Source organism: Bacillus sp. B.PNR1 (genome assembly GCF_030386235.1).
Taxonomy (GTDB): Bacteria; Bacillota; Bacilli; order Bacillales; family Bacillaceae; genus Bacillus; species Bacillus stercoris.
The window spans coordinates 161,879-181,674 of the sequence record NZ_JANYMN010000004.1; the positions used below are offsets into that span (position 1 = coordinate 161,879).

General features: G+C 48.7%; 17 protein-coding genes and 2 pseudogenes. 15 read left to right on the forward strand and 4 right to left on the reverse strand.

Annotation, left to right across the window (positions count from 1 at the left end):
- The first annotated feature begins 80 nt into the window (after positions 1-80).
- From rhgW to NZD81_RS19635, 10 genes are all read left to right on the forward strand, one after another.
- A complete protein-coding gene (gene rhgW, locus NZD81_RS19590) occupies positions 81-1,925 on the forward strand; it encodes a rhamnogalacturonan lyase (RefSeq protein ID WP_483298482.1) in 1,845 nt (614 codons plus the stop codon).
- A gap of 45 nt (positions 1,926-1,970) precedes the next feature.
- Complete coding sequence (gene rhgX / locus NZD81_RS19595; RefSeq protein WP_289861078.1) at positions 1,971-3,809, forward strand: rhamnogalacturonan exolyase; 1,839 nt, start codon at positions 1,971-1,973, stop codon at positions 3,807-3,809.
- A gap of 52 nt (positions 3,810-3,861) precedes the next feature.
- Entirely contained in the window at positions 3,862-4,515 is a 654-nt protein-coding gene (locus NZD81_RS19600) for a rhamnogalacturonan acetylesterase (RefSeq protein WP_243572415.1), read from the forward strand.
- Between the two features lie 5 nt (positions 4,516-4,520).
- Positions 4,521-6,515 carry a beta-galactosidase YesZ gene (gene yesZ / locus NZD81_RS19605; protein ID WP_289861079.1) on the forward strand — a complete coding sequence of 665 codons (1,995 nt, stop codon included), beginning with the start codon at positions 4,521-4,523 and terminating at the stop codon, positions 6,513-6,515.
- A 43-nt stretch (positions 6,516-6,558) separates the two neighbouring features.
- On the forward strand, positions 6,559-9,132 hold the full coding sequence (locus tag NZD81_RS19610; protein WP_289861080.1) for an exo-rhamnogalacturonan lyase family protein: 2,574 nt from the start codon (positions 6,559-6,561) through the stop codon (positions 9,130-9,132).
- A gap of 122 nt (positions 9,133-9,254) precedes the next feature.
- On the forward strand, positions 9,255-10,763 hold the full coding sequence (locus NZD81_RS19615; protein ID WP_040083994.1) for an extracellular solute-binding protein: 1,509 nt from the start codon (positions 9,255-9,257) through the stop codon (positions 10,761-10,763).
- Positions 10,764-10,817: 54 nt separating this feature from the next.
- Positions 10,818-11,774, forward strand: a complete 957-nt coding sequence (locus NZD81_RS19620; RefSeq protein ID WP_040083891.1) for an ABC transporter permease — start codon at positions 10,818-10,820, stop codon at positions 11,772-11,774.
- Positions 11,775-11,787: 13 nt separating this feature from the next.
- Complete coding sequence (locus NZD81_RS19625) at positions 11,788-12,675, forward strand: carbohydrate ABC transporter permease (RefSeq protein WP_069149143.1); 888 nt, start codon at positions 11,788-11,790, stop codon at positions 12,673-12,675.
- Positions 12,676-12,683: 8 nt separating this feature from the next.
- On the forward strand, positions 12,684-14,024 hold the full coding sequence (lplD, locus tag NZD81_RS19630; protein WP_289861082.1) for an alpha-galacturonidase LplD: 1,341 nt from the start codon (positions 12,684-12,686) through the stop codon (positions 14,022-14,024).
- A gap of 98 nt (positions 14,025-14,122) precedes the next feature.
- A complete protein-coding gene (locus NZD81_RS19635; protein WP_014663138.1) occupies positions 14,123-14,818 on the forward strand; it encodes a DUF421 domain-containing protein in 696 nt (231 codons plus the stop codon).
- A 37-nt stretch (positions 14,819-14,855) separates the two neighbouring features.
- Here NZD81_RS19635 and hmoA read toward each other — a convergent pair whose 3' ends face one another.
- The 3 genes from hmoA to NZD81_RS19650 form a co-directional block, all read right to left on the reverse strand.
- Positions 14,856-15,182: a heme-degrading oxygenase HmoA gene (hmoA, locus tag NZD81_RS19640; RefSeq protein ID WP_243572410.1), complete on the reverse strand. Its 327-nt coding sequence runs from the start codon at positions 15,180-15,182 to the stop codon at positions 14,856-14,858.
- 103 nt (positions 15,183-15,285) lie between these two features.
- Positions 15,286-15,648: a VOC family protein gene (locus NZD81_RS19645; RefSeq protein ID WP_134975836.1), complete on the reverse strand. Its 363-nt coding sequence runs from the start codon at positions 15,646-15,648 to the stop codon at positions 15,286-15,288.
- Between the two features lie 95 nt (positions 15,649-15,743).
- Positions 15,744-16,214, reverse strand: a complete 471-nt coding sequence (locus NZD81_RS19650; RefSeq protein ID WP_148343803.1) for a hypothetical protein — start codon at positions 16,212-16,214, stop codon at positions 15,744-15,746.
- A gap of 196 nt (positions 16,215-16,410) precedes the next feature.
- On the opposite strand from NZD81_RS19650, the gene NZD81_RS19655 reads away from it, so the two are divergent.
- From NZD81_RS19655 to NZD81_RS19670, 4 genes are all read left to right on the forward strand, one after another.
- Positions 16,411-17,283 carry an STAS domain-containing protein gene (locus tag NZD81_RS19655; protein ID WP_041521264.1) on the forward strand — a complete coding sequence of 291 codons (873 nt, stop codon included), beginning with the start codon at positions 16,411-16,413 and terminating at the stop codon, positions 17,281-17,283.
- Positions 17,284-17,436: 153 nt separating this feature from the next.
- Entirely contained in the window at positions 17,437-17,604 is a 168-nt protein-coding gene (locus tag NZD81_RS19660; RefSeq protein WP_014663144.1) for a YezD family protein, read from the forward strand.
- 109 nt (positions 17,605-17,713) lie between these two features.
- On the forward strand, positions 17,714-18,358 hold the full coding sequence (locus tag NZD81_RS19665; protein ID WP_014663145.1) for a Bax inhibitor-1/YccA family protein: 645 nt from the start codon (positions 17,714-17,716) through the stop codon (positions 18,356-18,358).
- Positions 18,358-19,350 carry a DMT family transporter gene (locus NZD81_RS19670; RefSeq protein ID WP_282374069.1) on the forward strand — a complete coding sequence of 331 codons (993 nt, stop codon included), beginning with the start codon at positions 18,358-18,360 and terminating at the stop codon, positions 19,348-19,350. The genes NZD81_RS19665 and NZD81_RS19670 overlap by 1 nt, the downstream gene beginning before the upstream one ends.
- Before the next feature lie 25 nt (positions 19,351-19,375).
- On the opposite strand, the pseudogene yetL reads toward NZD81_RS19670, so the two are convergent.
- Positions 19,376-19,694: pseudogene (gene yetL, locus NZD81_RS19675) on the reverse strand (transcriptional regulator YetL); the annotation flags it as partial.
- A 15-nt stretch (positions 19,695-19,709) separates the two neighbouring features.
- On the opposite strand from yetL, the pseudogene NZD81_RS21315 reads away from it, so the two are divergent.
- Positions 19,710-19,778: pseudogene (locus NZD81_RS21315) on the forward strand (hypothetical protein); the annotation flags it as partial.
- Positions 19,779-19,796 lie beyond the last annotated feature (18 nt).

Here is a 19,796-nt window from a genome sequence, read left to right on the forward strand (position 1 = left end):
GTGAAATTGAAGACAGCTCACACAGCGCATAAAATCCAATTTAGGTAAGCGCTTACAGAAAAATAAGAAGGAGCTGTCTGATGATTACACGAAGGAAACGCATGTTTACCACTGTTACGTTGCTGGTCTTGTTGGTGATGGGAGCCTCTGTATATCCTGTGAAAGCTGAAGGGGCAGCGCGGCAGATGGAAGCGCTGAACCGGGGGCTTGTCGCGGTCAAGACGGACGGAGGCATTTTTGTCAGCTGGCGGTTTCTTGGCACCGAAAACGCATCTGTTTTGTTCAATGTGTACAGAGACGGGCAAAAACTGAATGCTGCGCCTGTCAAAGCCACGAACTATGTGGATAAAAACGGATCGGCCGGCTCAACGTATACGGTTCGGGCCGTCGTTAACGGTACCGAGCAGGCGGCATCTGAAAAAGCCTCCGTATGGGCGCAGCCGTATCATTCCGTCCCGCTGGATAAACCGGCTGGCGGCACGACACCAAAAGGTGAAGCTTACACCTACAGCGCCAATGACGCAAGTGTTGGCGATGTGGATGGTGACGGGCAATACGAGCTAATCCTGAAATGGGACCCATCTAACTCAAAAGACAACTCGCAGGATGGCTATACAGGTGACGTGCTGATTGACGCCTATAAACTGGACGGAACGAAGCTATGGCGGATCAATCTCGGCAAAAACATCAGAGCGGGCGCGCACTACACCCAGTTTATGGTGTATGACCTTGATGGTGACGGAAAAGCGGAAGTGGCGATGAAAACTGCGGATGGGACAAAAGACGGCACTGGAAAAGTGATTGGAAATGCCAATGCTGATTACAGAAATGAACAGGGGCGTGTGCTGTCAGGGCCGGAATACCTTACTGTGTTCCAGGGAGCAACCGGGAAAGAACTTGTTACAACAAATTTTGAGCCGACACGCGGCAATGTATCGGATTGGGGAGACAGCTACGGCAACCGTGTTGACCGTTTTCTCGCCGGCATCGCCTACCTTGATGGACAGCGGCCGAGTCTGATCATGACCAGAGGGTATTATGCTAAAACCATGCTAGTCGCTTATAACTTCAGGGACGGAAAGCTGTCAAAGCTTTGGACGCTTGACTCCTCAAAGCCAGGAAATGAAGCGTTCGCAGGACAAGGGAATCACAACCTGAGCATTGCGGACGTTGACGGGGATGGAAAAGATGAGATTATTTTCGGCTCAATGGCTGTTGATCATGACGGCAAAGGCATGTACTCAACGGGCTTAGGCCATGGGGATGCCCTCCATGCCGGGGATCTTGATCCGAGCCGGCCGGGGCTTGAGGTGTTTCAGGTACATGAGGACAAAAACGCCAAATACGGCTTATCCTTCCGTGATGCGGCAACCGGAAAAATCCTTTGGGGCATCTATGCCGGCAAGGACGTAGGCCGCGGAATGGCTGCTGATATCGACCCTCGTTATCCGGGGCAGGAAGTGTGGGCCAACGGTTCCCTTTACTCATCGAAAGGGGCCAAAATCGGAAGCGGGGCTCCTTCCTCGACCAACTTCGGCATATGGTGGGACGGCGACCTGCTGCGGGAACAGCTGGACAGCAACCGAATTGATAAGTGGGATTATCAAAGCGGCGTATCGAAAAATGTGCTGACCGCATCAGGCGCAGCGGCTAACAACGGCACAAAAGCAACGCCGTCACTTCAGGCTGACCTGCTTGGTGACTGGCGTGAGGAAGTGGTGTGGAGAACGGAGGACAGCAGCGCGCTCCGCATTTATACGACGGCCATTCTGACTGAGCACAGGCTGTACACGCTGATGCATGATCCTGTGTACCGGCTTGGCATCGCCTGGCAAAATGTCGCCTATAACCAGCCGCCGCACACAAGCTTCTTTTTAGGAGACGGCATGGCGGAACAGCCAAAACCAAATATGTATACGCCTTAACTGAAAGGGGGAAGGAACGGGCTGCGTGCAGCCCGTTCCCATCAAATGAAACCAAAAAAGAGGCAAATGGAATACTTGACCAGAGGTTTAATTGCGGTACAGACAGAACAGGGCGTGTTTGTCAGCTGGCGTTTTCTCGGAACGGATCATGAGACGACGGCTTTTCACCTTTATCGAGATGGAAAGCGAATCACCCGCGATCCGATCGCTGACAGCACCAATTTTCTTGATCAAAACGGAACGGCAGACTCTGTTTATCAAGTGGCGGCTGTCAATAAAGGCCGGGAAGAAAAGCTTTCCAAGGAAGCTCGTGTTTGGCAGGAAAATGTCCTGGAGGTTCCGCTTGCCAAACCGGAAGGCGGTGTGACGCCGGACGGAAAGCCGTACACTTACACCGCCAATGATGCCAGTGTCGGAGATGTAGATGGGGATGGAGAATATGAAATGATCCTGAAGTGGGATCCGTCCAATTCAAAAGACAACGCTCATGACGGTTATACCGGGGAGGTGCTCATAGATGCCTATAAACTGGACGGCACCTTTTTGTGGCGCATCAAGCTCGGGAGAAACATCAGAGCGGGCGCTCATTATACGCAATTTATGGTGTATGACTTGGACGGTGACGGAAAAGCAGAAATCGCCATGAAAACAGCTGACGGCACAACAGACGGGAAAGGACATATCATCGGTGATGAGCATGCCGATTTTAGGAACGAACAGGGCAGAATTCTGTCCGGACCGGAATATTTGACCGTGTTTAAAGGAGAAACCGGTGAGGCGCTCACCACTGTTGAATATGAACCGCCCCGCGGCAAGCTGGAGGATTGGGGAGACGGCTATGGAAATCGGATGGACCGTTTTCTCGCTGGAATCGCTTACTTGGATGGGGAGCGGCCGAGCCTTGTAATGGCACGCGGCTACTATACGAGGGCGGTGCTCGTGGCATACGATTTCAGAAACGGAAGGCTCAAAAAACGCTGGGTATTTGACTCCAACCAGCCGGGACATGAAGCGTACGCAGGACAGGGGAACCACAGCTTGAGCGTGGCAGATGTGGACGGAGACGGAAAGGATGAAATCATCTATGGCGCAATGGCGGTCGATCATGACGGAACCGGCCTGTACTCAACGGGGCTCGGACACGGAGACGCGATGCATGTAGGGGATCTGGACCCGTCACGAAAAGGGCTTGAAGTGTTCCAGGTGCATGAGGATGCCGCGAAGCCGTACGGACTGTCACTGCGAGATGCCGGAACCGGTGAGATATTATGGGGCGTCCATGCTGGAACTGATGTTGGCCGGGGCATGGCGGCTCATATTGATCCAAGCTACAATGGGTCGCTCGTCTGGGGAATTGATCCGCCTGGCAATGATGGCATGTCGTATGGGCTTTTTACGAGCAAAGGAGAAAAAATCAGCGACAAAGCGCCCGCTTCAGCCAATTTCGCCATCTGGTGGGACGGAGATTTGATCAGAGAACTGCTTGATCATGACTGGGACGGAACGATTGGCAGGCCAAAGATTGAAAAATGGGATGCTGAAAACAGCTGTCTGAAGACGATATTTCGGCCGGACGGCGTGCTGTCCAACAACGGCACGAAAGGAAATCCGGTTCTTCAGGCCAACCTGTTCGGGGACTGGCGGGAAGAAGTGATATGGAGAACGGAAGACAGCAGCGCACTCCGTATCTATACAACGACACATCTCACCCGCCACCGTTTTTACACGCTGATGCACGATCCGGTTTACAGGCTTGGCATCGCCTGGCAGAACACCGCCTATAACCAGCCCCCGCACACGAGCTTTTACCTCGGTACAGGGATGAAAAAACCGCCAAGGCCTGCCCTGTATATAGCGGGCAGCAAAGCGGAGGCAACGCTGTAGGAGGACTAAGGGATAAGAAGCAGCCGTATAAAAAACGAGGAGGAATGAAAAAATGGCAAATCATATTTATCTCGCCGGCGATTCAACTGTTCAAACGTATGGAGACAGCACAAATCAAGGGGGCTGGGGGCAGTTTCTCGGCTCACATCTGCCGGAGCACATTCAAGTAATCAACAGAGCGATTGGGGGAAGAAGCTCGAAAACATTTGTGGAAGAGGGCAGGCTTCAGGCGATCCTTGATGTGATCGAACCGGATGATTGGCTGTTTGTGCAGATGGGCCATAATGACGCATCGAAAAATAAACCGGAGCGCTACACCGAGCCTTATACTACCTATAAACAATATTTAAAACAGTACATCGCCGGCGCGCGAGAAAAAGGCGCCCATCCGCTTCTCATTACTCCCGTAGCCCGATTTCACTACGAAAACGGCGTGTTTTTGAACGATTTTCCTGATTATTGCATTGCCATGAAGCAAACGGCTGCTGAGGAGAATGTCCAGCTCATAGATCTGATGGAGAAAAGCCTTGCTTTCTTTACTGGGAAGGGCGAGGAAAAAGTGTACACCTATTTTATGGTTTCAGAAGGGATTAACGATTACACGCATTTTACAAAAAAAGGCGCAAATGAAATGGCGAAACTTGTGGCAAAAGGCATAAAGGAGCTCGGCCTGCCATTGACAGAATCGATCATCAAAGAAGGGTGAAGAATGTGAGGAGAAAACTATATCATGGGGCTTGCTATTATCCGGAATTATGGGATGAAGAGACGATTCAGCAGGACATTGACATTATGCGTGAAGTTGGCGTGAATGTTGTGCGGATTGGCGAATTTGCCTGGTCTGTCATGGAACCTGAAGAAGGAAAAATTGACATCGGTTTTTTCAAAGAAATCATCATCCGGCTGTATGATAGCGGCATCGAGACGATCATGTGTACGCCGACGCCTACCCCGCCGATTTGGCTGTCACACGGCCGGCCCGAACGCATGCATGTCAATGAAAAAAGAGAGATCATGGGGCATGGCTCCCGTCAGCACGCCTGTACGAACAACCCGTACTTCCGAAAAAGAGCCGCCATCATCACGACAGCCATCGCCAAGGAGCTTGGCGGGCTCCCGGGGCTGATCGGCTGGCAGCTAGACAATGAGTTTAAATGCCATGTCGCAGAATGCATGTGTGAGACGTGCTTGCGCTTATGGCATGACTGGCTCAGAAACCGCTATGGCGTGATTGAGCGGTTAAACGAAGCATGGGGAACCGATGTGTGGAGCGAAACCTATCAGACGTTTGAGCAAGTGCCGCAGCCGGGGCCGGCCCCGTTTCTGCATCACGCCTCTTTAAGGACCATGTATCAGCTGTTTTCGATGGAGATGATCGCTTCGTTTGCGGATGAACAGGCCAAAATCATCCGCTGCTATTCGGATGCGCCGATCACGCATAACGGATCAGTCATGTTCAGCGTGGACAATGAGCGAATGTTTCAGAATCTCGATTTTGCCTCCTATGATACGTACGCTTCGCAGGAAAACGCCTCTGCCTTTTTATTGAACTGTGATTTATGGAGAAATCTGAAACAGGGGCGCCCATTTTGGATTTTGGAAACGAGTCCGTCGTATGCCGCCTCGCTTGAAAGCTCTGCTTACCCGCACGCCGACGGGTATTTGCAGGCCGAAGCCGTATCGTCCTACGCCTTAGGAAGCCAGGGGTTTTGCTACTGGCTGTGGAGGCAGCAGCGTTCAGGCAGCGAGATTTCCCACGGTTCGGTTCTCAGTGCTTGGGGCGAGCCCACCATCGGCTACCCAAATGTGCTGGCGGTTGAGCGGGCAAGAAAGGAAATCGAACCGATTATTCTATCGACTGAACCCGTTCAAGCCGAGGCGGCGATGACGTACTCTGACAGAGCAAAAGCATTTATCAAAACTGAGCCTCACCGGGGACTCCGGCACCGTTCGCTTGTGACGCATTTTTATGAACGCCTTCTCAATACGGGGATTCACCGTGACCTCATTCCGGAAGGCGCTCCGCTGGACGGCTATCGTTTGCTGTTTACGCCATTTGTGCCGCATTTGTCTTCTGAATTTATCAAAAAGGCTACGGCATTCGCTGAAGCCGGCGGCATCTGGATCGCCGGGCCGCTGACAGGAGGGCGCACATCGGAGCATACGATTCATACCGATTGCGGACTTGGCGAACTTGAGAAAACGTCAGGGATCAAAACGCTGTTCACCTTTCCGATGAACGAGAACGTGAATACAGGAAAAGCGTTTGGCATCACTGCGCCGCTCGGACTGTGGAGCGTGGTGTTTGACACAGAGAGCGGAAACACCCTTGGCACGGTTGAATCGGGACCGGGGGCTGGCCATGCTTTTTTGACGGAAAGGAATTACGGCGAGGGGAAAATCGTCATGCTGGGCTCGCTTCCAACCGGGAAAGACGGGGATGCGATGCTGGCGGCGCTTGTCAGGCATTACGCCGCTGAGGCAGCCATTTCTGTCCGCTCGGATGTGACACCCGGCACGATCGTTGCCCCGCGCAAAGGCGATAACGGCCTCGTGTGGATCATCGTGAATATGGATGGAAAAGGCGGAAGCGTGACACTGCCGGAAGCGGGAACGGATCTGTTGAAAAAACGTTTGGAAAAGGCGGGGAGGCTGGCGGTGGGACCGCATGAATACCGTGTAATTCAGTTTGACAATCACAGCTGATTCTTTGCATCGAATCAGCTTTTTTCTATGGAGGGAGAGACCGATGAAAAAGATCAAATGGTTATCAGAACAGCCAAAAGTGACAAGCGGTGTGACGTGGGGCGTGCCATGGAAAAAAGGAGAATTAAAAAAGGGTGACCGTCTGGCGCTTCTGAATGAAAACGCGGCAATCCGATATGTGCAAAGCGAACCGTCGGCCTATTGGCCTGACGGGAGCATCAAGTGGACGAAGCATGCGGCGGTGTTTGGCGGTCAAGAGAACCAAAGCTTTACAGTACAAAAAGGAGAAGCACCGCAGCCGACAAAATCGATCAGCATTCACGAGTCAGCGCATGACATCCAAGTGGATACAGGAACGCTCGTCTGTACCATTCATAAAACAGGCTTTGATTTCATTCAATCGCTGCAGATCAACGGAAAGCCGATCGCCGCAGGCGGGAGGCTCGTTGCCATAAGAGAAACGAAAAAGGAGTCAGCGGCGGAAACGGTTCTTTTTCAAGAAACGTCTGTCAGCCTTATCAAACAGGCGGCGATTGAGCAAAGCGGTCCTGTCAAAGCAGTGGTCAAAATCGAGGGAATGCATGTGCTCCATAAAACGAATGAAGAATGGCTGCCGTTTGTCATCCGTTTGACGTTTTATGCCGGGCTGTCTGAGATCGGCCTTGTGCACACGCAGCTAATTGACAGGAGCGGTAAACAAGAATTCATTAAGGGGATCGGCATCGAATTTGACCTTTTTTTGGAGGGAGAGCCGTACAACCGCCATTTTCGTTTTGCGGGAAAGAAGGGGATGTACAAAGAACCCGCCCAGCTGTTTGGCACACGTAAATTCAATGAACGGTATCCGCTTTATGAAAAACAAATCAATGGCGAAATGCTGTCACCAGATGAAGAGCATAAGGAATGGTTTGCGCACGGAACTCAGAATGCGGTATGGGACGAGGTGAAGCTTGTTCAGGATTCAAGCGATCATTACAGCCTGTCAAAACGGACCGGAAAAGATTATGCGTGGGTCGGCATGCTGCATGGCAGCCGGGCGAAGGGGCTTTGCTATGCGGGCGGCGAAAATGGCGGTGTGGCTCTCGGCCTGCGGTATTTCTTTGAGAAATATCCGTCAGCACTGGAAATCACAGGTCTTGCCGGCAGCCGCCCAAAAATGACCGTCTGGCTTTGGCCCCCGGACGGCGAAGCGATGGATTTGCGGCATTATACAGGACATACCCATGTGGCCAGCGCGTATGAAGGCTTTGATGAAATGCGCGCTGATCCGACCGGCATTGCGAACACGAATGAAATCAGCCTGGCGTGCTTTTCGCACATGCCGTCTGATGATGTCTTCAATGCGCTCGCTGACAAATGGCAGGCGCCGCCGCTCTTGGTATGCGAGCCGAACGTCTATTACGAATCAAAAGCGCTCGGGGTTTGGAGCATCATTGACACATCCCATCCGCTCAAAAAAGAGCTTGAGGAACAGCTTGACGCCGCCTTTCTGTTTTATAAAAAGGAAGTAGAGCAGCGCAAATGGTACGGATTTTGGCATTATGGCGATGTCATGCATACGTATGATCCAATTCGGCACATGTGGCGATATGATCTCGGCGGATACGCATGGCAAAACAATGAGCTCGTTCCGACCCTATGGCTGTGGCAGGCGTTTTTCCGCTCAGGCAGAGAGGATATCTTCCGAATGGCAGAAGCCATGACCCGCCACACGAGTGAAACGGACAGCTTTCATCTCGGTGAATACGCCGGGCTTGGCTCACGGCATAACGTTGTGCACTGGGGATGCGGCTGCAAGGAAGCGAGAATCAGCATGGCCGGACTTTATAAATTCTATTATTATCTGACGGGTGATGAGCGGACGGGAGATCTTTTGACAGAAGTGAAGGATGCCGATTATGCCCTTGTCAAAACCGATCCGATGCGCGCTTTTTACGAGAAAGGCAAGCACCCGACTCACGTGAGAACGGGACCGGACTGGGCGGCGTTTTGCTCAAACTGGCTGGCGGAATGGGAGCGTACCGAAAATCCGGAATATCTCAAAAAAATCAAAACGGGCATCAACTGTCTAAAGCAGCTGCCGCTCCGCTTATTATCCGGCCCGACATTTGAATATGATCCGGCGACTTCGATGCTTCATCACATGGGAGACGGCATTGCGGGCGGATATCATATGATCATTGCCTTCGGCGCGCCGCAAGTGTGGATGGAGCTGGCTGAGCTTCTTGATGACCGGGAATGGGAGGATATGCTGAGTGAATTCGGCGAATTTTACACCCTCAGTGATGAGGAAAAACGCAAAAAAAGCGGAGGCGCGCTTCATGACGGGCATTTTCACTGGCCGATGTTCGCAGCTGCCATGACAGCCTACGCCGCGAGAAAAAAACAAGATCCTCATCTCGCCGCCAAAGCGTGGAATCTTTTGCTCGATGATAAGCTCAGCCATACGCCGCTTCCGATCAAACCCGAGCGCATCGAGACATGGACGCAGCTGGAGGAACTCCCGTGGGTGACAACCAATACTGTCTCCCAATGGTGTTTGAACGTCATAACAGCACTGGAACTGATCGGAGATTCTCTTCCGGCAAAAAAAGAAACATCGGGCAAAAAAGGATAACAGCCGGAATTTCATAGGAGAAATGAAGCAAAAAATGAAGATTGCAAGAATTTATGTAAGCGCTTTATATTGGGAGGGGCAAAGGGGAAATGCAAAGTGAAAAAAAGGGGGACTTACGCATCATGAAAATAAAAATGCGAAAAAAATGGCTGGCCTTGCCGCTTGCTGCCATGATGATCGCCGGATGCAGCAATTCGGAAACATCCAGTTCAGCGGGCGGTTCGAAAGACACGATTAACATTATGGCGCCGCTCTTATCGCCGGAAAGCCCGAGTGAAAAGAGCCCTTCATTAAAAGCGCTCGAAAAATACACAGGCAAAGAGATTAAGGTTACATGGGTGCCTGATTCATCCTACAACGACAAATTCAACATCGTCATGGCTTCAGGAGAAATGCCTCACGCGATTGTCATTAAAGATAAGTCAGCCGGCTTTATCAAGTCTGTCAAAGCAGGGGCATTTTGGGAGCTGTCTCCTTATTTAAAAGACTATAAGAATTTAAGTCAGGCAGATGAAAAGATTTTGAAGAACAGCTCGGTGAACGGCGAGGTGTACGGAGTCTACAGAACGAGGGACCTGATCAGGGCGTGTATGATCATCAGAACCGACTGGCTGAAAAATGTCGGTCTGGATATGCCGGAAACGCTTGATGATTTCTATGAAGTGCTGAAAGCTTTTAAGGAAAAAGATCCTGACGGGAACGGCAAGGATGACACGTACGGCATGGTCGTGCCGAAATGGATGGGGCTCGGCAACGGAAGCCCGTGGGATGTTCTGCAAATCTGGTTCGGCGCCCCGAACCGCTACGGTGTTGAAAACGGAAAGCTGATTCCTGATTTTACAACGAAGGAATACATGGAGGCGCTCAAGTTTTTTAAAAAGCTCTATGATGAGGGTTTGATCAATAAGGATTTTGCGGTCATGGATTCAGCAAAGTGGAATGATCCGGTTGTGAAAGGAAAAGCGGGTGTCATCGTTGATACAGGCTCCAGAGCGTCTCAGATCCAAAGCGCCATGGAGGAGGCGGATGAATCGAACAAGGATATCATTGATATTGTCGGCTCGCTTGAGGGGCCGAATGGCAAGCGCACCTTCCCGACATCCGGTTATTCAGGCATGATCGCGATACCAAAATCAAGCGTCAAAACCGAAAAAGAGCTGAAAGAGGTGCTGTCCTTCCTCGATAAAATGAATGATAAGGAAGCGCAGATTCTCACGAACAACGGAGTGGAGGGGCGCAATTACGAGCTCAAGGACGGCGTATTCACCTCACTTGAAAAAAACAACAAATCCCTCCTGTATGAGCACGAAGGCTTGGCGCAGTTCAGCATGTCGATCCCGAAAAGCGAGTATTACATCGAAGACCAGAAAACAAAGCTCTTTCAACATCGCAAAGACATCATAACTGAAGGAGAAAAAATAGCCGTCTTTAACCCGGCTGAGTCGCTTGTATCTGATGTCTATACCCAAAAAGGAGCCCAGCTTGACAACATCATTCTCGACGCGAGAACACAATTTATCATTGGAGAAATTGATGAAAAAGGGTTCGAGGATGCGGTGGAGCTTTGGAAAAAAAGCGGCGGCAATGACCTGATGAAGGACTTGAACAAATTGTATCAATCGTCAAAATAAACCGATGCGCCTGCCGCTCGGCGGGCGCGCCGGTACCACGAAAGGAGAACAGATATGGAAACAGTGCCGAAGAAGGGAGATTCACCTGTTCTCACTGCTGGAAAAGGCATCAGCTGGATGGCTGCGCTCAAACGGGACAAATGGCTTTATCTTCTTCTTATTCCCGGTCTGCTTTATTTTTTGATTTTCAAATACTTGCCGATGTGGGGCGTCCTGATCGCATTTAAAGACTATTCGCCATATCTCGGCTTCTGGAAAAGCGAATGGGTCGGCTTTGATTACTTCAAAGACTTTTTTATGAATCCGGATTTTTTCCGGCTGCTGCGCAACACCCTCATGCTGGCGAGCTTGGATCTTCTGTTTGCCTTTCCCGCGCCGCTCATTTTGGCCTTGCTTTTGAATGAGGTGAGAAAGGCCGTGTATAAAAGATGTATCCAAACCTTTATTTACGTGCCCCATTTTGTATCCTGGACAATTGTAGTCAGCATCACCTTCGTTTTCTTTACTGTCGATACAGGTGTGATCAACAAAATGATTATGAGCCTGACAGGTGAGCAGATTTCTTTCTTGTCTGATGCAGACTGGTTCCGGCCGATGATTGTGATGCAAAGCATTTGGAAGGAGACAGGCTGGGGGACGATTCTATTCTTGGCCGCGCTGGCAACTGTTGACCAAGAGCAGTATGAAGCCGCCATCATGGACGGAGCGGGCCGGTTCAGGAGAATGTGGCATATTACGCTGCCGGCAATCAGAAGCACCATTATCGTTTTGTTGATTTTAAGAATCGGCAGCTTTTTGAATCTCGGCTTTGAACAGGTGTATTTGATGACGAACTCGCTCAACCGCAGCGTGGCTGATATTTTTGACACGTACGTGTACATGATGGGGATTACCCAAGGCGCGTACAGCTACAGCACGGCGGTGGGGTTGTTTAAATCGCTTGTCGGAATCATCTTGATTTTCGGCGCCAATTACATTGCGAAAAAGTTTGACCAGGAAGGATTGTTTTAGAGGAGGGAGAGGTATGGCTGGAATTCACACGATGCATAACACCAAAGCCGGACGGGTGTTTGACGTCTGCAATATTCTGTTTCTCGGCGGTGTCGGAGCGATTACCATTTTGCCGTTTTTGTACATTATCGCTGGTTCCTTTGCGACAGAAGCGGAACTTGCCCAGCGGAGCTTCTTTATTTTTCCGAAAACCTTTACACTCGATGCTTACAAGTATGTGTTTTCGACACCGACGTTCATTCGAAGCATGGGCGTGTCCATCTTCATCACCGTGGTCGGGACGGCTGTGCAGCTGTTTTTCACCTTCACGATGGCATATCCGCTTGCGAAGCGGCATGTGAAGGGACGGAACCTGCTGTTGAATCTGGTAATTTTCTCGATGCTGTTTTCCGGCGGCATGATCCCAACGTACCTTGTCGTAAAATCACTCGGCCTTTTGGATACGTATTGGGCATTGATTCTGCCGATGGCAATTAATCCGTTCAACCTCATTATTATCAAAAACTTCTTTCAGCAGCTGCCGCGCGAGCTGGAGGAGTCAGCAAAAATTGACGGGTGTTCCGAAATCGGCGTCTTCTGGCGGATCGCCCTGCCGCTGTCAAAGCCGGTCATTGCGACCTTTGCGCTGTTTTATGCGGTCGGGATTTGGAATGATTTCTTCCACGCTCTCTTATATATCAATGACAGTGCAAAATGGCCGCTGCAAATGGTGCTTCGCCAAGTCACGATTTTATCGGATTTAACGGCGACCAATGGCGATACGTTGCAACATGCCGTTCCGCCTGAGCAAGGTATAAAGCTCGCCGTCATTGTCATTGCGACGCTGCCGATTTTGGCGGTATATCCATTTTTACAAAAACACTTTGCAAAGGGTATGCTGATTGGCTCGGTAAAAGGCTGAGAAAGGGAGTGTTTCATATGAGTACGTTACATCAGATTAAAATTGCCTATATCGGCGGGGGGTCTCAAGGCTGGGCCAGAAGCCTGATGAGTGATTTGGCGATTGATGAGAGGATGTCAGGCACGGTGGCACTCTATGATCTTGATTTTGAGGCGGCCCAGAGAAACGAAGTGATCGGCAATCACAGCGGAAACGGCAAATGGAGATATGAGGCCGTTTCTACTTTGAAAAAGGCTTTATCTGGCGCGGATATCGTCATTATTTCCATTTTGCCGGGTTCTCTGGATGATATGGAAATTGATGTTCACTTGCCTGAGCGCTGCGGCATTTATCAGTCTGTAGGTGATACTGTCGGGCCGGGCGGAATCATCAGAGGCTTGCGTGCTGTCCCGATATTTGCGGAAATTGCCCGGGTAATAAGAGACTACGCACCTGAGTCCTGGGTCATTAATTATACAAATCCGATGTCTGTCTGTACTAGAGCGTTGTATAAAGTGTTTCCCGGAATCAAAGCGATTGGCTGCTGCCACGAGGTGTTCGGGACGCAAAAGCTATTGGCGGAAATGGTCACGGAAAGGCTGGGAATAGAGGTGCCGCGGAGAGAAGATATCCATGTTAATGTGCTCGGCATTAACCATTTTACATGGATTACGGCAGCCTCTTACCGCCATATTGACCTGCTGCCTATATTCCGTGAATTCAGCTCGCACTATGGGGAATCAGGATATGAGCTGGATGGGGAAAGCTGGAGGGACAGCGTCTTTCATTCGGCACACCGTGTTGCGTTTGATTTATTTGAAACGTATGGCGCGATCCCTGCTGCGGGTGACAGGCACCTGGCAGAGTTTCTTCCCGGCCCATATCTTAAACAGCCTGAGGTATGGAAATTCCATCTCACACCTATATCATTCAGAAAACAAGACAGAGGACTGAAACGACAAGAAACAGAACGGTTCATTCAGCAACAACGGGGTGTTGCTGGGAAAGCTTCGGGAGAAGAAGGCGTGAACATCATAGCGGCCCTTCTCGGATTGGGTGAACTCGTCACGAATGTAAATATGCCGAATCAAGGCCAGGTCTCAAACCTTCCTATACAAGCCATTGTCGAAACAAACGCATTCATCACAAGGAACAGTGTCAAGCCGATTTTTTCCGGAGCGCTTCCAAAAGGTGTGGAAATGCTGGCGGCTAGGCATGTATCCAATCAGGAGGCAGTGGCGGAAGCTGGTTTGACAAAGGATACAGGCCTCGCGTTTCAAGCCTTCCTTAATGACCCGCTTGTCATGATTGACCGCAATGATGCAGAGCAGCTTTTTGATGACATGCATCAAAGCACCATACAAAGCTGAGCAGGCCGATTTTTCTAGCAGGGTGAGCTTCTTTCGCGGTTTAGAAAGGAAAGCATTGACCATACTGATAGTATTATCAAGAAGTAGGTGCTATCAATATGGGAAATTATTTAAGTGTTGCGGTGGAGCTGGTCTGCGGTTTAGGCATTTTATTTATCATTTTAAAGCTTCTCGGGAAAACCCAATTTTCTCAAATTACGCCGTTCGACTTTATTTCTGCTTTAATTTTAGGAGAATTGGTCGGAAATGCCGTTTACGATCATGAAATCAAGATCAAAGAAATTATTTTTGCTTCGCTATTGTGGGGCGTGCTGATTTATATTATTGAATTTATCACGCAAAAAATGAAATCATCGCGGAAGTTTTTAGAGGGCGAGCCGAATATCGTCATCCGCAAAGGGGAGCTTCAATATAAAGTATTGAAGAAAAATAAGATGGACATTAACCAGCTGCAAAGCCTTTTGAGGCAAGCGGGGAGCTTTTCAATCCAAGAAGTAGAATATGCGATTCTTGAAACAAACGGGATGGTCAGCGTGCTCCCCAAATCCGACTTTGACAAACCGATAAATAAGGATTTGCAGATTCCTTCGAAGTCTGTTTCTCTGCCGATCACTTTAATCATAGATGGAGAGATTGTGCAGGATAATTTGAAGGAAGCAGGTGTGGATGAACAGTGGCTGAAGCAAGAATTGAAAAAGAAGAACATTGATAAGGCGGAGGACGTGTTATTTGCGGAGTGGCACAAAAATAATCCGCTGTATACCGTAACCTACGAACAAAGCAGATCAACATGACTCTTTGAAAAAAAGCTTGCAGCGAGGCGCAAGCTTTTTATTGATTATATGTCCCTTGTTTGACAGCACGTACATGGTACATGCTCACTTCAGTGTTGATCAGATAGTCAGGCTTTGGCTTGCCTTTGTTTGCTTTATGGCCGGCGATATGCGCATCGCTTTTTTCCCATTGTTTCCAGTGATCCTCTGATTCCCAGCGAATCATGACAACAACTTCTTCATCACCGCGGCGCACATTTTTCTCAAGCACTTTCACATCAATTAAACCTTCTTGTTTTTCAATGATTCCTTCAGCACTGAAACGTTCTATGACTTTATCTGCAAAGCCTTCTTTAACCGTCATTTTTCTCAACTGTACAAACATTTGTCTCACTCCAATCATTCTTGCATATGAATAATTGTAAATGAAATTCATTCTCAATGTCAAAAGAAAGCGCAGGCAGGAATGAACCGCCGTGCGCCACAGTTTATTCTTTTAATAAAAACACATTTCCGTCTTCGTCCTTAAATTGAACGAAGGTGCCCCACTCCATTTGATTGGGCTCACCGAGAAATGCTACTCCGTTTGTCTTCATTTTCTCGTATGTACCGAAAATGTCCTCACATTCAAACACGATAGAAGCCTTCATTTGCTCAGAGCCTTTCATCATGGCCTTCGGATAAATGACTAAACGAGTCTGAGCACCTTTTGGCGCAACCTCCAGCCAGCTTGCTTCAGGTCCCATCGGGTGGTCGGCTGCAATATCAAAGCCTGCCTTCTCAGTCCAAAATTGTTTCGCTTTCTGCTGGTCTTCAACATATACAGCTACAGTGCCAATTTGTTTGATCATAGGGAAACCTCCAAGTTGCAAAGATAATAATACTATAACCTGTTTAAGGCCGAAGTAACACAAAAAATCAGCCGGGAAAACCGGCTGATTTTTGATTAAAATGAGCAGCTCACAACATCAATCTGATTTGTGTCTAAGGCGAAATAAACCCAGCGGCGCCGTGAATGATCCCAGTAAAAGCCGCCGACGGATCTTCTGCCAAGGATAATTGGGTAGAACCAAAATGAGCGGCCATTGGTTAACCAAACATAGGTAAACCGGAAAAGGCAAGGACGAATGGTGATTGGTTCAACTAACAAAACGGCTCCTTGAGAACTCTGCGGTTTTTTTGGTTTCGCTGGTATTTGGGAAGGAGGAGGTCCCTGTGGCGCACCGCCGAAGCCAGGGCCGGAGCCGCCGCCAAATCCCGGAACGGCACCGCCGCCAATGCCAGGGCCGGAGCCGCCGCCAAATCCCGGAACAGCGCCGCTGCCAATGCCAGGCCATGGATATCGATATTCATATTCAAAAGCAGGCCAAGGCTCATAAAAATGCCCTGCAAACATATAAGGATCAACATAATACATGTGATAACGCCCTTTCTCATTGTAAACTGTACACTGCAGTTTATGCGGGCAGACTCTTATTGGTGCATTCGCCTATGGATATAAACTGGAATGCGCTCAGAGAGCAGATTCATTTGATTTTTCCCTAGTCTTATTCACAATTTCGATTTATCATTTTATAATGAAAGTGCTTCTATTACGAAAAAGGAGACAGACCGTGAATATCGATCAATTATTATATCAATATATCATAGACCACACTGCGGACATTACTGAGAAATGGTTCAGTTTACGCTGCCAGCTACAAGGCGAGCTGTATTCCGCCGACCATTTAAGTGCAGAAACGAAAACGCTTTTAACCGAGCAGCATACGTTTACCAATATAACAATTGCAAGCGCATTTCTAGAGGATCAAACCGATTTTCAAGAAAATATGGCGAAATGGGCGCAAACCGTTGCGAAAAACAGGGTAGAGCAGGATGTTCAGGTGCATGAGGTCGTAGAAGCCATATCAAATTCTAGAATCTCATTCTGGGACGCAGTCGTCACATTTATAAAAGAAAATCAGGAGATCGTCACAAATGAAGATGCAGACCGATGGAACCGCATTGTGAATCAGTCGTTCGATAAGCTGATTATTGAATTCTCCGAGCAGTACCAAAAATTTATGCTAATGAGGCTTACGTCTCAGCAGGAACTGATCTCAGAGCTTGGCTGTCCGGTCATTTCCATTGCTGATGGAATCGGGATATTGCCGCTTATCGGCTCAGTTGATACAAAACGGGCACAGATCATTTTAGAAACAGTGCCGGTCCGCTGTGTCGAGAGAAAAATCACAAGCCTCGTCGTTGATCTTTCGGGTGTCCCGATTGTGGATACCATGGTGGCGCAGCAATTGTACAACCTGTCTAAAACGCTTTTCTTATTAGGCGTCAAAGCCGTATTTTCAGGGATTCGCCCGGATGTGGCCCAAACATCGATTCAATTGGGGCTTGATTTTAGTGAATATGAAACGTATGGCACGCTGAAGCAGGCATTAGAAAACATGGGTGTCCGCTGTATTGTTGAGGAATTGGAAGAAAACAAATAGGAAGTTCCAGGCATATGATTGTCCATCATCGGGTGATCATATGCCTTTTTGATTTGAAGAGAAATCACCATTGATTTATCAAAAAAAACATAATATTATAATTCTTATAAGAATACTGTGAATTAAAACCTATTCAACAGGGGGGAAGGTCTTTTGGTTTCAAAATTAACGATTGATCCGGAAGTGATTGAAAAAATCATCAGTTCGCTGGAAACGCTCGATTTCGGCACCGTTCAGATTACGGTTCATGATTCTCAGGTTACCCAAATTGAGAAAATAGAAAAGCATCGTTTTTCGCTGAAAAGGAAAGAATCGAAATGATAACGTAAAGGGCGTTTGTTTTCATTAAATTCTCCTTAAAACATATACATATTTCATCCAATTTTTATATAATAGACCTTTAAGATCATTTTTTAGGAGGATTTTTGACATGCAAGCTACGGTTCACGAGAGTAAGCAATCGATCATGCAACGCATTTTGACAGTCTTTGTCTTCACATTGCTGATCGCGACTGTCGGCCTTTTTATCGGCCAATTTGTTCCTGTCGCTTTGATGCTGCCGCTTTCTATTCTTGAAGTGGCGATGATTATTATGGCCTTCTGGATGCGCAGAAGAAAAGCGGTCGGGTATGCGTTTGTATATACATTCGCGTTCGTTTCCGGCATTACCTTATTTCCGATCGTCAGCCATTACGCTTCCATCGCCGGCGCCTATGTCGTGCTTGAAGCCTTTGGTTCTACATTTGTCATTTTTGCCGTCTTAGGCACAATCGGCGCAAAAATGAAGAAGGATTTATCCTTCCTGTGGTCATTTCTGATGGTAGCGGTGCTCGCCCTCGTTGTGGTTGGCATTTTCAACATTTTCAGCCCGTTAAACTCAGCGGCGATGATGGCGTATTCCGTGATTGGAACCATCGTCTTTTCCCTTTACATTTTGTATGATTTGAACCAAATCAAGCACCGCCACATTACGGAAGACTTAATTCCCGTTATGGCATTATCGCTGTACCTTGACTTTATCAACTTGTTCATCAACCTGCTCCGCTTCTTCGGCATTTTGAGCAGTGATGATTAATGAAAAAGCGCCTGTCATTGGATAGGCGCTTTTTGCCATACATCAAAAAGGCAGGTGGAGTGTTGGTGAAAAAACAAATGGGCGCATATGTATCTTTGGCAGCAGCTATGGCGATCGTCGGCAGCTCTGTCGTTGTCGGCAAGCTGATGGTCGAACGGATTCCGGTCTTTCTTTCCTCAGGATTGCGTTTTTTGATCGCTTCTGTCGTATTGCTCACGCTTCTGTTTTGCATTGAAAAAGGGTTACCGGCTTTAACGAAAAAAGATGTGCTCGTCTTGCTGGTGCAATCATTCACAGGTGTGTTTTTGTTCAGTATTTGCCTGCTGTATGGGGTTCAATATACGACGGGAACGGAAAGCGGCATTTTGACCAGCACAACCCCGATGGTGATCGGTATTTTATCCTTTTTCCTGCTGAGAGAAAAAATTGAGAAAAAGACGCTGATCGGCATTATGCTGGCGGTTTGCGGCGTGATGGCGATTAATCTATTTGGAGCGGGGAGCCAAGACGGGGCGCCGCACGCCTTATTCGGGAACATGCTGATCATTGCTGCAGTCATTGGCGAAGCGCTATTTACATTGATGGCCAAGCTGCTGTCTCCGCATGTTTCGGCACTGGCGATTTCGACCTTCGTATCACTCTTCGGTTTCCTGTTTTTTCTCCCGTTTGCTTTGTTTGAGGCCTCTTCATTTGATTTCAGCGTGCCGACTGTTTTGGATTGGTCGTATGTGCTGTATTACGCGCTTTTTGTTACCGTTTTAGCATTTTACTTATGGTATAGCGGGGTGACGAAGGTGCCTGCGGGTGTATCGGGCATTTTCACATCCGTTCTTCCGGTCTCCGCTGTTATTTTGTCAGGCGTAATATTGAAGGAGCCGTTTGAGTTTGTGCATTTCATCGGCATTGCATGTGTCATCGGCGGCATATTTGTTACGGTCATAAAGAAAAAACAGCCGGATGCGTATCCGGCTGCAGAAGAAAAGACTATGTAGCCTGTCCCCAGATCGGACGGGTTTTTTAGTCTTTAAACACGTTCAGCCTTTCAAAAAGATCACCAAGCATCTTTACGAACATATCTTTTTCCTCATCGCTGTAGTTTTCCATGACAGCGGAGATTTTGCGGCAGAAATTGCTCAAGGCGTGCTTTGCCTTCCGTTGTCAGTTCAATGCTGATTTTTTGTTTATCCTCTGTGTGATACCTCCGGCTGACAAAACCGTCTCTCGCCAGCCCGTCCAGCAGACCTGTAATCGTCGCTTTCGTGACGTTTGACTGTTTGGCAAGCTCTGTCGGACTTAACCTATGATCCCTGGCATCAAAGAGGAGCATCAGGCGATCGAGGATGCCATCGTCCTCGCCGAAGAGCCGGGAGCGGAAGAACTGATTGGGGAGTGCTATGCGGTGTTGAGGGAAGGGTATTAAATAGGAAAAGTCCAGAAA

Excerpts from the sequence above, each read along its gene's own strand:
- rhgW (WP_483298482.1), top strand. The coding sequence starts at position 81 with ATGATTACACGAAGGAAACGCATGTTTACCACTGTTACGTTGCTGGTC.
- rhgX (WP_289861078.1), top strand. The coding sequence starts at position 1,971 with ATGAAACCAAAAAAGAGGCAAATGGAATACTTGACCAGAGGTTTAATT.
- NZD81_RS19600 (WP_243572415.1), top strand. The coding sequence starts at position 3,862 with ATGGCAAATCATATTTATCTCGCCGGCGATTCAACTGTTCAAACGTAT.
- NZD81_RS19610 (WP_289861080.1), top strand. The coding sequence starts at position 6,559 with ATGAAAAAGATCAAATGGTTATCAGAACAGCCAAAAGTGACAAGCGGT.
- NZD81_RS19615 (WP_040083994.1), top strand. The coding sequence starts at position 9,255 with ATGAAAATAAAAATGCGAAAAAAATGGCTGGCCTTGCCGCTTGCTGCC.
- NZD81_RS19620 (WP_040083891.1), top strand. The coding sequence starts at position 10,818 with ATGGAAACAGTGCCGAAGAAGGGAGATTCACCTGTTCTCACTGCTGGA.
- NZD81_RS19625 (WP_069149143.1), top strand. The coding sequence starts at position 11,788 with ATGGCTGGAATTCACACGATGCATAACACCAAAGCCGGACGGGTGTTT.
- NZD81_RS19635 (WP_014663138.1), top strand. The coding sequence starts at position 14,123 with ATGGGAAATTATTTAAGTGTTGCGGTGGAGCTGGTCTGCGGTTTAGGC.
- hmoA (WP_243572410.1), bottom strand. The coding sequence starts at position 15,182 with ATGTTTGTACAGTTGAGAAAAATGACGGTTAAAGAAGGCTTTGCAGAT.
- NZD81_RS19645 (WP_134975836.1), bottom strand. The coding sequence starts at position 15,648 with ATGATCAAACAAATTGGCACTGTAGCTGTATATGTTGAAGACCAGCAG.
- NZD81_RS19650 (WP_148343803.1), bottom strand. The coding sequence starts at position 16,214 with ATGTATTATGTTGATCCTTATATGTTTGCAGGGCATTTTTATGAGCCT.
- NZD81_RS19665 (WP_014663145.1), top strand. The coding sequence starts at position 17,714 with ATGCAAGCTACGGTTCACGAGAGTAAGCAATCGATCATGCAACGCATT.
- NZD81_RS19670 (WP_282374069.1), top strand. The coding sequence starts at position 18,358 with ATGAAAAAGCGCCTGTCATTGGATAGGCGCTTTTTGCCATACATCAAA.